Origin of the sequence: Anaerobacillus sp. 1_MG-2023, from assembly GCF_030547345.1 — a bacterium.
GTDB classification, from domain to species: Bacteria; Bacillota; Bacilli; order Bacillales; family Guptibacillaceae; genus Guptibacillus; species Guptibacillus hwajinpoensis_B.
Genome location: NZ_JAUORD010000001.1, coordinates 375,373 through 387,458, shown reverse-complemented (window position 1 = coordinate 387,458; position 12,086 = coordinate 375,373). Strand labels below are relative to the sequence as shown.

Here is a 12,086-nt window from a genome sequence, read left to right as displayed (position 1 = left end):
ATCAAAAAAGGAGTGGTGGAAATGGAGTCTAGAAAACAGCTATTGTCGAAACCATATTGGAGGATAAATATTTTAGGACTCATGCTTTTTATCCTTGTAGGTGTGCTCTTAATTGTGAATGACAATCTTATTGCTTTCACGATCGTAGCGGTTTGTTATGGATTTGCTATGTTTATCGGTAACTCGTTGTATCGCTCATATCGAAAGCGAAAGCCAAATAATGCTTAAATGATTTTTCCGAGCCTCATAGTGAAATCCCCATGAACAGTTAGATAAGCAAGAGACAGGCATGATTTGAATTCTCTACTCTCACAAAAGGTGTTTGTTACTTAATGAAAAAAAGCTGGATCATTTCCACTACGATCACCATCGCACTTATATTTCTCTTAATGATTACAACGTCTAAAACCATTCAAGAAGAATTAAAGCTCGGACTAGATTTACAGGGCGGGTTTGAGATTCTTTATGAAGTACAGGATCCTTACGAAGAAAAAAACATACCAGAAGAAGAACGTGTCAAACAAACAGCTGCTCTGATCAGTGATCGGATTGACTTGCTAGGTATTAGCGAGCCCGTCATTACGATTGAGGATGAAGATCGCATTCGCATACAGGTGCCTGGCGTGGAAGATCAGGAGGAAGCGCGCGAGTTTATTTCCATTGGCGGAAATATTACGTTTCGGGATACAGATGACAATCTTGTCCTTTCGTCCACTGATTTCAAATCTGTCGGAATAGAACAGTATTCCAAGGACATTGCCCCCGTCGTGACCATCGAGTTCGGCGACTCCATTGATATGAGAAACGTGACTAAGACTTATGAGGATCAACGTCTTGCTTTATGGCTTGATTACGTTGACGGGGATGCGTATATAAAAGAGAAAGCAAAGGAAGATTCAAAGATTCTTTTCGAAGGATATATAAATGAGGCCTGGACAAAAAATTCCGGGATGGCGATTTCAGGTGAATTCACCCAAAAAGAAGCAGAACTCCTTTCCAAAGCGCTTAGCACTGGAGATCTCCCTGCTCCTTTAGAAGAGATTTCTTCACAATCTGTTAGTGGTCAGCTTGGTGAACAGGCGTTGAAAAATACGATGATAGCGGGAATCATAGCTATGACGCTTATCTTTTTATTCATGATTTGGCGCTATCGTTGGCTGGGCTTGCTCTCGATCCTTTGTATGATCAGCTATCTTTATTTAGCTATAGGAATTTTCGTTTTTCTGGAAGGCGTCCTAACGTTAACAGGACTGGCTGCTTTCATTCTTGGTCTTGGTATGGCGGTAGATGCGACGATCATTACGTTTGAACGTTTAAAAGAAATAGAGGATCGTCGTTTGTCATTTGAAGAGCGAGTGATGCAAGCGTCGAATCGAACGTTTCTTACGATTGCTGATGCGCATCTCACAACATTAATGGCTGCGGCAGGACTGTTTGTATTCGGCGTAGGCAGTGTGAAAGGTTTTGCGACAATGCTATTGATTAGCATTGTTGCTGGATTTCTAACATGCTATGCGCTATTGCGACTTCTGTTGTATATGATTGGGGAGACAAAGCTCGTGGAATGGAATCAAGATAGTAAATCTTAAACAATATTTACTCAAGAGATTAAAGGATATTTCCTTATCTTGAGCTTTTTTTGTTTCTTCTAATTTCATAGGTGGCGAATCATTGAAATGTATGAGCTGAAAATTGTATTTCTTCCAACTCATTTTCGGTATTATAGTGTGACTAATAAGGATTGTGATAATTATTCGTGGATGAGGAGAAAATAACAGCATCATTTTGGATGTGAGGGTGAGTTTAATTGGATAATTACAAGAACGATAATACAGCCAGAAGGTATAAAGCTTATGTAAGTATCCTTGGAACCACGCAAATCCATTTAAGAAATCCTTACATTATTGCTTGGTGGTCTGTCTCTTTTCCAGGGTTTGGTCACTTATTGCTTTCTAAGTATATAAGAGGTTTTCTGTTATTAGCATGGGAAGTTGTGATTAACTTAAAAGCGCACGTGAACCTTGCCATGATTTATTCTTTTCAGGGGAACATATCTATGGCAAAAACGGTTTTAGATACCCGATGGCTCCTTATCTACATTCCAGTTTACATCTTCGCCATATGGGATAGTTATCGATCAACGGTTGATATGAATAATGTTTATATCCTTGCTGAACGAGAAGATCATGAAATCAATTCTTTTAGTATAGGGGCATTAGAAATCAATTACTTAGATAAAAGAAGCCCGCTTTTAGCGGCGTTATGGTCATTACTTATGCCGGGGCTCGGGCAGCTATACATACATAGGATTGTAAGTGCCTTCGTCGTAATCATCTGGAGTGTTATATTCTTTTATTATTCCCACATGCTAGAAGGAGTATCTTTGCTGTTCTTAGGTGAAATTGAATTGGCGACTAGTGTTCTAAAACCGGAGTGGTTACTCATGTTTCCTTCTTTATACGGTTTTGCTATATTCGATGCTTACATGAATACAGTCGAAAATAATAAGCTGTATGAAAAAAGTCAAAGGCGTTTCCTTAAAAAGAATTATCAAGCAGCATCATTCTGTATGTTGAAAGGGAAAAAACTGGTATGAGTATGCAAGTGTTCTCAACTTTTGAAAATAATATCTTTTTAGAAATAGCTATTTCAAATCTAGAAAAGGTCGGTATTAAGCGAGAAGATATCTATGCAGTCCCACTTGATAATCGTGAAGAAAATAGAAAGATATTTGATACCCTCCATCGGTCAGACGGGATATCGCTTATTGACATTGCAATGCCGTTAGCCACGGCGTTTTCCGTAGTTACTGCTAGCCTTGGTTTTGAATGGAAGTGGGGACCAATCTATTGGGGATTAATCGGAGCGATCGTTGGTTTTGTTACTGGGTTGGTGATTCGTTTGATTATTGTATTGACAACTAATAAGAAAAAGCGACAGTTAAAAGGGAAACAATCTGAAGTGATTTTAATTGTGAACTGCGATATTACTGACGGGGAGGTCGTTGAAAAAATTCTTTGGGAACATTTAGCTTTAGGATTGGCGAAAGTGATGCATTGAGTGAATAAGAAGTAGTTAATAATAAAAGAATCGTGTACACATTACCCCCATGACCATAAAGGACCAACACCCTCCTCGATCGGAGGAGGGTGTTGGTCTAAATTTATAATTTAAGATAAACTCAAACATGATTTAGTTTATTACTGAGTTACGGACTCTTCCTTCTGTTCCTCATCATCGTCTTCACCATCATCTTCAACTTGAATAACATCGCCACTCATGCCGTCAATTTCAACTTCTTTCTCACCGGTATCGGTTTTGATATCGAACTCATAAACGATCTTCCCGTCTTCTTTCTCGACTTCTTTTTCAATCACGTCTCCGGAAACCTCTTCCAATGCGATTTTTTCAGCTTCAGCTTCAGAAATTTTAGCCTCCTCAATTAGTTTGCTTTCGTTATTGCCCGAAGCGAGCACATTCTCTATACCGTCTGATCCTTGATAGAGAAGAGCTCCTCCAGCTATGCCTAATGCGGTTCCGCCGATAATAAGTGTTTTTTTCATATTCATTAGTTATCCTCCTTGAACTGTTTTTTCTACACTTCTTATGATACGGATCGAATCTAATAAAAAAAGGACAGCAGGATGAGAAATGGATGAGCTTTTTCTCATGAAATTCTCATTTTCTATTTAATGTTTCTTACGTTAAGGGTAGTTACAATAGAGGAAGAAGAAATAAGGGGTGAGGAGAGATGGAGAAAGAATCAATTCTTCTTGTAGAAGATGAAATAAATGTTATTCAGTTCATGAAGTTAGAGCTTGAGCATGAAGGGTACGACGTGACAGCGGCGCGTGATGGAGAGGAAGCGATGGCTCGATTTCAAGAAAAAGAATGGAGCGTTATTTTATTAGATTGGATGATTCCGAAGCTTGATGGACTGGAAGTTTGTAGACGGATACGTAAAACGAGTCGCGTTCCGATTATTATCCTTACTGCCAGAGATTATGTTGGGGATAAAATTCTCGGTCTTGATCGTGGTGCGGATGATTACATTACAAAGCCTTTTGAAATTGAAGAATTGCTTGCGCGCATTCGTGCTGTATTACGACGCGCTCAGTCTCAAAGTAAGCAACAGGATGAAGATAAGTTAACGATTGCGAATCTTGAAGTGAATGTAAAAAGTCGGCGCGTCGTACGGGAAAACAATGAAATTGAACTCACTCAGCGAGAGTTTGATTTGCTTGTTTTTCTCATGAAACATGAAGGCGAGGCGCTCAGTCGCGAGTGGCTTCTCTCAGCGGTTTGGGGCTACGACTTTGTTGGAGAGACGAATGTGGTCGACGTCTACATCCGCTACCTTCGCAACAAGTTAGATCGAGAGTATGAACCAACGCTTATTCATACGGTTAGAGGAATCGGTTACATCCTTCGCTCTTCATAAGCGTTCGATTGGAGGGAATCGCATGAAGAAACAACAAAATCAATCGCTACTTCATCAATTTACATCATGGTACGTGTGGCAGTTTATTATCGCCCTTATCCTAATCGGTATCGTTGTGCTTGGTACAATCGGATTTTTCTTGATAGATCGAACACAGGATGATGTTGGAGCGATGGAAGAAAAATTGCTGATGATTGTACGGGAAGATGATGTTCAGGAGTCACTTGATGAAGTATTGTATCCGGATCATGCCGATTATTATGTTGAAATCCGTGAAGACGCGAAAATTCTCGCGCAATCGAGAGGAGACGACGAAACACTAGATATAAGTGATGAAGTAAACCTGCCGTTGTTTGATCAGTTTATATGGAACAAAGAGGAAGGGTTATTTTATCGAAACGATGTATCTTTTACCGATGGTAATATTCATTTAAAAGTCGATATGGAAGATGAGTTTGAATTCATTCAGCTTATTTTCTTTATCCTTCTCATCACAGGGATAGTAAGTATTATAATTGGCTCCATTTTGATTTATCAATTTACAAAAAAGAAGCTGTACCCGCTTCTAAACATGACGGATGAAGTGAGTAAAATAGACGGTTCGTCAGATCTGCAGAAGCGGATTTTTGAACCTTCGAATCCTAAAGAGCTGAAGGAACTTGCCGGAACGTTCAATCAGCTACTTCAGGAGCTAGAAGAACAGTTTGAACGAGAGAAAAGCTTTGTTTCCAATGCTTCACATGAATTAAGAACCCCACTAACCGCATTTCGTGGTCATTTGAATTTAATTAAAAGGTGGGGGAAGGACGATCCATCTGTTTTGGAAAAGTCAATTCAAGCGTTAGATGATGAAAGTAACCGAATGAAGCATATTTTAGAACAAATGCTCACGATCGCTCGTAATGAACATTTTGAAAGTAGGATGGAGAACGTTAATCTTACTCGTATTGTTGAGCGTGTGATCAGTCAATTCGAAGGAAATAAGGAAATACATCTTATCGGAAATCTTGAAAAGAATGTCACTGTGTTAGGAGATGCTGAGCAGCTTCGGCAAATTGCGGTTATTTTAGTTGAAAACGCCGTGAGGTATACGGAGGAAGGGACGATCACCGTTGACTTAACACATGATGATGGTGCTGTACTAAGCGTTTCCGATACTGGTATCGGCATTCCAAAAGAGGAACAGTCGAAAATCTTTTCACGCTTCTATCGCGTTGACAAAAACCGCTCACGTGAAACGGGAGGAACCGGACTAGGTCTTTCCATCGCAAAGGAGTTAGTGGAGAACCATCAAGGTAAGCTCCAAGTGAAAAGTGAAGTCGATGTGGGAAGTACGTTTACAGTCTTATTGCCAATGAAAAAAGTGTCCTCTAGCATCCACAATGAATCCTCTTAGGAGGGTTCTTTTTTTATAAATTCTCAATGGGAGAATCGCTTAATAATGGATAAATATGCTAAAGTGAAGTGGGGGTTATTGTAACGCAAACAAATTAATTGGGAAGAGGAAGCGGCTGAATTGACAATCCTAATAAGTTTATTCCCTCTATTTCTATGATTAGGCAACGTTTCACGCAGACAGCTGAAGAAGTGGTTCGAAGTTCTGGAACTAAGGGAGAGTGCGAATGAAAAGCATAACGTTTAAGCATACGATGATTCCATTGAGTTTGATCGGAATTATCGCAATGATACTGTTAATCGGATTAGTGTATTCTCTTTTTTCAATTAGTGAAGTATTTCTGTATGTGATTGCGATTTTGTTTCTATTCATTGTGATAGGTGACATAAGGAAATTTTCTTCAAAAGGAAAAGGATCACAGTTTCCACTAAAGTATATTTTGATCGGCTTAGCCTTTTTACTAGTAAGCTTTCTCTCTTGATCTTGAGAGGAAGCTTTATTTCTATTTTTATAGTGAAAAAAGATGAGATATTGTCCAACATGTAACTCCATAATTAGTTCAAATGTCATGTGAATTTCTATGATTTGAGAGCAAACTCACTAAAAAAGTATAGGTTTAGTTCACCGTTGAAAAGGAATAAAGAGTAGAAGATAGAAGCAATAGTTTGAGACGGTCGAGTGACGGACAGAAGTCACTTTAAGATAACAGGAGGAAATGCAATGAACGTACTAAAAGAGCAATATGATTTAGTTAAACACACGCGTAAAGTTCTCTTTCATTTCTGTGAGCAAATCGATCAGGATGATTACTTAAAAGAAGTAGATGGATACGGATGGGGTTCGATTCGTAATTTACACGTTCATATCGCAGAGTGCTATGAAAGCTGGTTAGGTCGCTTTGCTTTGGAAATGCAAGAGCCAGTCGTAGAAGTGGACGATGTAACGGATGTAAATGAAATGAGAACCGTGTTTGAACGTGTTGATCAGCTCGTCTATCGTTTTCTAGAAGAATATGATGAGCGATATGATGAGAAAATAAGTCGCAAGGTACCGTGGCAAGAAGAGGAAGAAGAGCTGTCTCCGCTATGGTTAATGACGCATACGATTACGCATGAATTTCATCACAAAGGGCAGATCGTAACACTTGCGCGAGCTCTAGGTTATGAACCGACGGACACCGATCTCTTAACGCCATCCGATATCAACCGCTATTTGGACTATCCTGAACAAGGATGAATTCATAATAATAATAATAGAAGCGACGACTCGTAAAGGGCTACAGCCATTATGAGTTGTCGTTTTTTTATTTTTCTCAATGAAAATCACCTTCATAATGGAAAACGAGGGGAACAAAATCATTGAAGAAATGGTAAAATTAAGGTGGGGACCGAGGGGGGAAGTTGTGAAATTCATGTTGGCCGGCTTATTAAGTTTATTCGGAATGGTTTTACTTGGATTATCCTTTGAGAGTTTTGGAGAATATGTTACTTAAATTTATAGCCATCATAAGTGTAGTGGCTAGTGTTCGTATTGCGATGTGTAATAAAAAGCTATTTCAAACTACTAAAGAGGCGGTTTTTATATGGGGGATATCCTATTTCAATTAGTTGCATTTCTTTTAATGTTTGGCGTTCTGGGTGGGATTGTCTTCATCGTTGTGAGTTTCAGAAAGAGAAGCTCAAAGCTTGATCGATTAGAAACTAAAGTTGATCGGCTGCTTGAGAAAGAGAAAGCACCGTCTGATAGATGAAAGGAGAGAAGCAAGGTTTTGGCAAAAGCGATAGAGGGTTTGTTTCTGTTTTCTATCACGTTGTTATTGATCTATGATTATTTTCCAGATATGAGTTTACAAGAAACCTTTCCTTCATCCATTCTACTCCTGCTTATGTTTGGGACTGTTGTTGCATCGTTTCTTTTCAAACGCTTGAGAGAATATACAGTAAAAGAGTTATTTCAGTCTCAGCTGTTTATGATCATCTATTTGCTGTTTCTGCTAGCTGTTTTGAAATTAGTCGGGGGTGAATCAACTTTAGGCATTTCATTTAGTAATCTCGGGGTCCAGGTTATCGTCATCATGTCACTTCTTCAATTAGTCGTTCTGTGGAAGAAGTTGAAAAGGGAGAGAGAATTTCAGTGAGCCGAATTGCTCAATTAAAAGGGATTTCATTATTGTTGGTGTTATATAGTGTGGTGTGTCTCATTCTATGTCCGATTTTATTTTTTAACGGGATGTTTCTGATGAATGACGGAGTGGTTTTTAGTAAGAGTGTGGAGAGTAGTCTGTTGGTAAAACTTTATCTCTTATTGATGCTACCAAACGCTGTGATTCTGTTCCTAATTCATAAAAGCTACGCTAAGTCACAGCAAATCCAGGTCATGAATTTGGTTTTCTTCGCAGTCGTAACTTTAGCGTTCGGCTATTTTTCATTAACCTTTCCTTTTGATTACATTCAGCAGTTTGATTAATAAGCGATCAGTATGAAAAAGATCAATAGGAGGACATCGATGAAAAGAGTTCAGATCATCATTGCGATTCCTTCCTGCTTTTTATTGTTATTCTCCCTTCTAACCAGCTATAAAGCGGGATTAATCATCGCGATGGCTGGTCTTTTTGTTGGGCTTATACTAAGGCAAGTTCGCCTGTGGAAATATGGTGAGATTCTCGATCATCCGAGTCGACGGTATAGCAGCGAGGAAAGTTTCGGAGATTCAGAAGACTAGAGCGTTCAGTTGGAGGTGAGAACATGAGTCAAGTGCAAGGAGTGATGTTAGGGCTTGTCATCGGCATTGCGCTAGCGATTGGATTTGCCCTTGGGCAAGAGTGGACGGATAACACGGTTATCAGCATCGTCATCGCTTTAATCGCTGGACTCCTCGCTCGAGTAGTGGGGAAGAATTTGATCAAGAAAATGAAATAAGTGAACTTGGAGCGAAAGGAGATGGAAATGAAGGAAAATCATCAGGGGAAGAAACTCCGCAAAATAGTAATGGGACTCATTAATGCCGCTCTCTTCATTGGAGCTATTCAATTTTTGTTTGATTCAGATCCATTTAATGATTATATAGGCTGGGGTTTTTTACTAACGTTTTGGTTTATTCGATTGCTTCTTACTGGATTAAAAAACATAGCGGATGGTCAAAAAAATCTTGCGATGTTAAATATCGGATTGTCTCTTATTGCTGGTATCGCCGTCGCTGCTACATGGATAACTTATTTCTTCGGTATCTAGACTATAGCAGATAACGGCTATTACATTTTTACCCTTTTCATTCTGGATTCGCTTACAGAAGTTTACACTTTTTCCTTCCGTGGTATTTCATTAAAACAGCATAAAAAACTCACTTAATGAAGAGAGAAGGAGAGAGATCACGTGAATAATCAAAACGGACAACCAAAACAAACGCAGCCTGAACAGCCTGGTATCGAATCTAAAATGACGCCAATGCCTGATCAACCGCATGATTACATAGGCAGTCACAAACTGGATCAAAAAGTAGCGCTCATTACTGGCGGTGACAGTGGAATCGGTCGCGCGGTTGCGATTGCTTATGCGAAAGAAGGCGCGAACGTTGCGATTAACTATCTTGAGAAAGAACAGAGCGACGCCGACGAGACGAAGAAGTTTGTTGAGCAAGAAGGCGTCAAATGTCTGTTGATTCCGGGGGATGTCTCGGAAGAAAAAGAATGCAAGGATCTAATCGATAAAACGCTTGATCACTTTGGGAAGCTCGACATTCTCGTGAATAACGCGGCGATTCAGTTTCCAACGGAAAGCATTGAAGACATTTCTTACGAGCAGTGGGATCAAACGTTTAAAACAAATGTCTATTCTGTTTTTAACATGACGAAGTACGCAGTGCCGCATTTACAAAAAGGAAGCTCGATCATTAACACGACTTCCATTAATCCTTATACAGGAAATAAGGTGCTAATTGACTATACCTCTACAAAAGGCGCGATCGTGGCGTTTACACGCAGTATGGCTGCGAGCCTTGTAGACAAAGGCATCCGTGTAAATATGGTAGCACCAGGCCCGATCTGGACACCGCTCATTCCATCTACATTTGACGAAGATTCCGTTGCAGAATTCGGAACCGATAATCCGATGGGACGCCCAGGGCAGCCTTCTGAACTGTTCGGTCCATACGTTTTACTAGCATCTGATGACGGTTCTTACATGACAGGCCAGTGCATTCACGTAAACGGTGGGGACTATATGTCCTCCTAATGCGAGTAGACGGCCCGGTGTTAGGCCGGAAGCTCCGTTTATTGGCCAAAAATGAAATTTATTGGCCAAACCGCCTTAACCAAGATAAGCCGCACACTCATGGATCAGCATTCATGAGTGTGCGGCTTTTTTTAGGCGAAGAAAAGATTGTATTCGGTCAGTTAAAACTCTATAATTGATAATGGATCTCAATTGTGATGAGTGTCATTGATTCGATCATGTTATAGGGAGGTTTTTCTTTGCTCAAACGCTTCTTTTCTTATTACCGGCCATACAAATGGCTATTTATCCTTGATTTCGTATCCGCCATCATCGTCGGAGTGTTGGAGCTTGCTTTTCCACTTGCGGTGAATCAAGTAATCGATCGGTTACTACCCGAGGGAAATTGGGGCATCATTCTTCTCGCGTGTGCTGGGTTGCTCCTCATTTACTTAATAAATACCGGCCTGCATTTTATCGTCACCTACTGGGGACATAAGCTCGGGATTAACATTGAAACAGATATGCGTCAGAAGCTGTTTACGCATATGCAAAAGCTATCATTTGGTTACTATGATAATAGTAAAACGGGTCACAGCATTTCAAGACTTACAAAAGATCTCGAAGAAATTGGCGAGGTAGCGCATCATGGCCCAGAGGATGTCTTTGTGGCGGTGATGACGCTACTTGGTTCATTTGGATTGATGCTGATGATTAATTGGAAGCTTGCCGTTCTTTCCTTTATCGTTATTCCACTTCTTATTATTCTCGCCATCTACTTTAATAAAAAGATGACGAAAACGTTCAGACGCATGTTTCAGGATGTTGCTGAAATTAATTCCCGCGTAGAAGATAGCATCGGAGGGATTCGCGTCGTTCAGGCGTTTGCAAATGAACACCATGAACAGGAGAAGTTCCGTCAAAACAATGAGAGCTATCGCTCAACTAAGCTTCAATCGTATAAAATTATGGCGCAAAACGTCATGTCGAACTATCTATTAATGCGAGTCGTAACGCTATTTACGCTGCTGTTCGGTACTTTTTTCGTTATCTCAGGAGAGCTCACGTACGGAGAGTTCGTTGCGTTTATTTTATTATCAAATATACTTATCGGACCAATCCAGAAAATTAATGCCGTTATTGAAAGCTATCCGAAAGGGATCGCTGGGTTTAAGCGTTATACCGAAATCATTGATACTGATCCAGACATTCAGGATTCGGAAGATGCGATTGAAATGGCGCTTAGCGGAGAGATTCGCTATCAAGATGTCTCGTTTGGCTATGAGGGCTATGCGCCTGTATTAAATAAAATCAACTTATCTATACAGCCTGGGGAGACGGTTGCGTTTGTTGGCCCGTCTGGAGCTGGCAAAACAACGCTTTGTAGTTTGCTGCCTCGCTTTTATGAAATTCAGAGTGGTGCGATAACGATTAATGGGATCGATGTGAGAGAATTGAAGCTTTCCTCTCTTCGAAGTCAGATTGGAATCGTGCAGCAGGATGTGTTCCTGTTCTCAGGAACGTTTCGCGAGAACATCGCTTATGGGAATCTATTAGCTGGAGATGAAGAAATTCTTGAAGCAGCGCGGAAAGCAAAGCTAGATGATTTTATTTATAGTCAGCCAGACGGATTGGATACGGTGATTGGTGAAAGAGGTGTGAAGCTTTCTGGTGGTCAGAAACAGAGGCTTGCGATCGCGCGCATGTTCTTGAAAAATCCACCGATTCTTATTTTAGATGAAGCGACTTCTGCTCTCGACACGGAAACGGAAGTAGCGATTCAAAAGTCACTGGAAGAACTAACGGAAGGGCGCACGACGCTTGTGATTGCCCACCGTCTTGCAACCATTAAGAATGCTGATCGGATTATGGTTGTGACGAAGGATGGGATTGCCGAGCAAGGAAACCATGCGGAGCTTATCGAATCAAGCGGTATATACAGCCGTCTGCATAAAGCCCAGTTTGGGTGATGAATGAAACGATTCCTATGATACGTAGGGATCGTTTTTCTTTTTCCAAATCGGGGTCTTATCAATTGTAA

17 protein-coding genes are annotated in these 12,086 nt (G+C 40.3%); 16 read left to right on the top strand and 1 reads right to left on the bottom strand.

The annotated features are described in order from the left end of the window. Positions 1–21 precede the first annotated feature (21 nt). The 4 genes from Q4550_RS02075 to Q4550_RS02060 all read left to right on the top strand — a co-directional run bounded on the left by Q4550_RS02075 (position 22) and on the right by Q4550_RS02060 (position 3,060). Positions 22–228 (top strand): hypothetical protein, encoded by a 207-nt coding sequence (locus Q4550_RS02075; RefSeq protein WP_283152755.1) that lies wholly within the window; start codon positions 22–24, stop codon positions 226–228. Between the two features lie 104 nt (positions 229–332). After that, on the top strand, positions 333–1,589 hold the full coding sequence (secD, locus tag Q4550_RS02070) for a protein translocase subunit SecD (protein ID WP_283152754.1): 1,257 nt from the start codon (positions 333–335) through the stop codon (positions 1,587–1,589). Positions 1,590–1,807: 218 nt separating this feature from the next. After that, positions 1,808–2,596, top strand: a complete 789-nt coding sequence (locus tag Q4550_RS02065) for a hypothetical protein (RefSeq protein WP_303529985.1) — start codon at positions 1,808–1,810, stop codon at positions 2,594–2,596. A gap of 2 nt (positions 2,597–2,598) precedes the next feature. Continuing rightward, complete coding sequence (locus tag Q4550_RS02060; RefSeq protein WP_303530469.1) at positions 2,599–3,060, top strand: hypothetical protein; 462 nt, start codon at positions 2,599–2,601, stop codon at positions 3,058–3,060. A gap of 140 nt (positions 3,061–3,200) precedes the next feature. Here the strand turns inward: Q4550_RS02060 and Q4550_RS02055 are convergent, their stop codons facing one another. Then, positions 3,201–3,569, bottom strand: a complete 369-nt coding sequence (locus Q4550_RS02055) for a PepSY domain-containing protein (RefSeq protein WP_303529984.1) — start codon at positions 3,567–3,569, stop codon at positions 3,201–3,203. Between the two features lie 182 nt (positions 3,570–3,751). On the opposite strand from Q4550_RS02055, the gene Q4550_RS02050 reads away from it, so the two are divergent. The 12 genes from Q4550_RS02050 (at position 3,752) to Q4550_RS01995 (ending at position 12,015) form a co-directional block, all read left to right on the top strand. Next, positions 3,752–4,441, top strand: coding sequence for a response regulator transcription factor (locus Q4550_RS02050; protein WP_303529982.1), 690 nt, complete (start codon positions 3,752–3,754; stop codon positions 4,439–4,441). A 22-nt stretch (positions 4,442–4,463) separates the two neighbouring features. After that, a complete protein-coding gene (locus Q4550_RS02045) occupies positions 4,464–5,837 on the top strand; it encodes a sensor histidine kinase (protein ID WP_303529979.1) in 1,374 nt (457 codons plus the stop codon). Positions 5,838–6,063: 226 nt separating this feature from the next. Next, positions 6,064–6,318: a hypothetical protein gene (locus Q4550_RS02040; protein WP_303529977.1), complete on the top strand. Its 255-nt coding sequence runs from the start codon at positions 6,064–6,066 to the stop codon at positions 6,316–6,318. A gap of 239 nt (positions 6,319–6,557) precedes the next feature. Then, the gene (locus tag Q4550_RS02035) at positions 6,558–7,073 is read left to right on the top strand and encodes a DinB family protein (protein WP_303529976.1); all 516 of its coding nucleotides are present in this window, start codon (positions 6,558–6,560) and stop codon (positions 7,071–7,073) included. Positions 7,074–7,419: 346 nt separating this feature from the next. Further along, the gene (locus Q4550_RS02030; RefSeq protein WP_303529974.1) at positions 7,420–7,587 is read left to right on the top strand and encodes a DUF4083 family protein; all 168 of its coding nucleotides are present in this window, start codon (positions 7,420–7,422) and stop codon (positions 7,585–7,587) included. Positions 7,588–7,605: 18 nt separating this feature from the next. Beyond that, complete coding sequence (locus Q4550_RS02025) at positions 7,606–7,974, top strand: hypothetical protein (protein WP_303529972.1); 369 nt, start codon at positions 7,606–7,608, stop codon at positions 7,972–7,974. Between the two features lie 101 nt (positions 7,975–8,075). After that, positions 8,076–8,303 carry a hypothetical protein gene (locus tag Q4550_RS02020; RefSeq protein WP_303529970.1) on the top strand — a complete coding sequence of 76 codons (228 nt, stop codon included), beginning with the start codon at positions 8,076–8,078 and terminating at the stop codon, positions 8,301–8,303. A gap of 39 nt (positions 8,304–8,342) precedes the next feature. Next, on the top strand, positions 8,343–8,558 hold the full coding sequence (locus Q4550_RS02015) for a hypothetical protein (RefSeq protein WP_303529968.1): 216 nt from the start codon (positions 8,343–8,345) through the stop codon (positions 8,556–8,558). A 23-nt stretch (positions 8,559–8,581) separates the two neighbouring features. Then, positions 8,582–8,755: a hypothetical protein gene (locus tag Q4550_RS02010; protein WP_194220631.1), complete on the top strand. Its 174-nt coding sequence runs from the start codon at positions 8,582–8,584 to the stop codon at positions 8,753–8,755. Positions 8,756–8,782: 27 nt separating this feature from the next. Then, positions 8,783–9,067, top strand: a complete 285-nt coding sequence (locus Q4550_RS02005) for a hypothetical protein (protein WP_303529967.1) — start codon at positions 8,783–8,785, stop codon at positions 9,065–9,067. A gap of 141 nt (positions 9,068–9,208) precedes the next feature. After that, on the top strand, positions 9,209–10,066 hold the full coding sequence (locus tag Q4550_RS02000; protein ID WP_303529965.1) for an SDR family oxidoreductase: 858 nt from the start codon (positions 9,209–9,211) through the stop codon (positions 10,064–10,066). A 239-nt stretch (positions 10,067–10,305) separates the two neighbouring features. Continuing rightward, positions 10,306–12,015, top strand: a complete 1,710-nt coding sequence (locus Q4550_RS01995; RefSeq protein ID WP_194220634.1) for an ABC transporter ATP-binding protein — start codon at positions 10,306–10,308, stop codon at positions 12,013–12,015. The last annotated feature ends 71 nt before the right edge of the window (positions 12,016–12,086 follow it).

Bases quoted from the DNA above. Each gene is read 5' to 3' on its own strand.
- Q4550_RS02075 (WP_283152755.1), top strand. From the start codon at position 22: ATGGAGTCTAGAAAACAGCTATTGTCGAAACCATATTGGAGGATAAAT.
- secD (WP_283152754.1), top strand. From the start codon at position 333: ATGAAAAAAAGCTGGATCATTTCCACTACGATCACCATCGCACTTATA.
- Q4550_RS02060 (WP_303530469.1), top strand. From the start codon at position 2,599: ATGCAAGTGTTCTCAACTTTTGAAAATAATATCTTTTTAGAAATAGCT.
- Q4550_RS02055 (WP_303529984.1), bottom strand. From the start codon at position 3,569: ATGAATATGAAAAAAACACTTATTATCGGCGGAACCGCATTAGGCATA.
- Q4550_RS02050 (WP_303529982.1), top strand. From the start codon at position 3,752: ATGGAGAAAGAATCAATTCTTCTTGTAGAAGATGAAATAAATGTTATT.
- Q4550_RS02045 (WP_303529979.1), top strand. From the start codon at position 4,464: ATGAAGAAACAACAAAATCAATCGCTACTTCATCAATTTACATCATGG.
- Q4550_RS02040 (WP_303529977.1), top strand. From the start codon at position 6,064: ATGAAAAGCATAACGTTTAAGCATACGATGATTCCATTGAGTTTGATC.
- Q4550_RS02035 (WP_303529976.1), top strand. From the start codon at position 6,558: ATGAACGTACTAAAAGAGCAATATGATTTAGTTAAACACACGCGTAAA.
- Q4550_RS02030 (WP_303529974.1), top strand. From the start codon at position 7,420: ATGGGGGATATCCTATTTCAATTAGTTGCATTTCTTTTAATGTTTGGC.
- Q4550_RS02020 (WP_303529970.1), top strand. From the start codon at position 8,076: ATGAATGACGGAGTGGTTTTTAGTAAGAGTGTGGAGAGTAGTCTGTTG.
- Q4550_RS02015 (WP_303529968.1), top strand. From the start codon at position 8,343: ATGAAAAGAGTTCAGATCATCATTGCGATTCCTTCCTGCTTTTTATTG.
- Q4550_RS02010 (WP_194220631.1), top strand. From the start codon at position 8,582: ATGAGTCAAGTGCAAGGAGTGATGTTAGGGCTTGTCATCGGCATTGCG.
- Q4550_RS02005 (WP_303529967.1), top strand. From the start codon at position 8,783: ATGAAGGAAAATCATCAGGGGAAGAAACTCCGCAAAATAGTAATGGGA.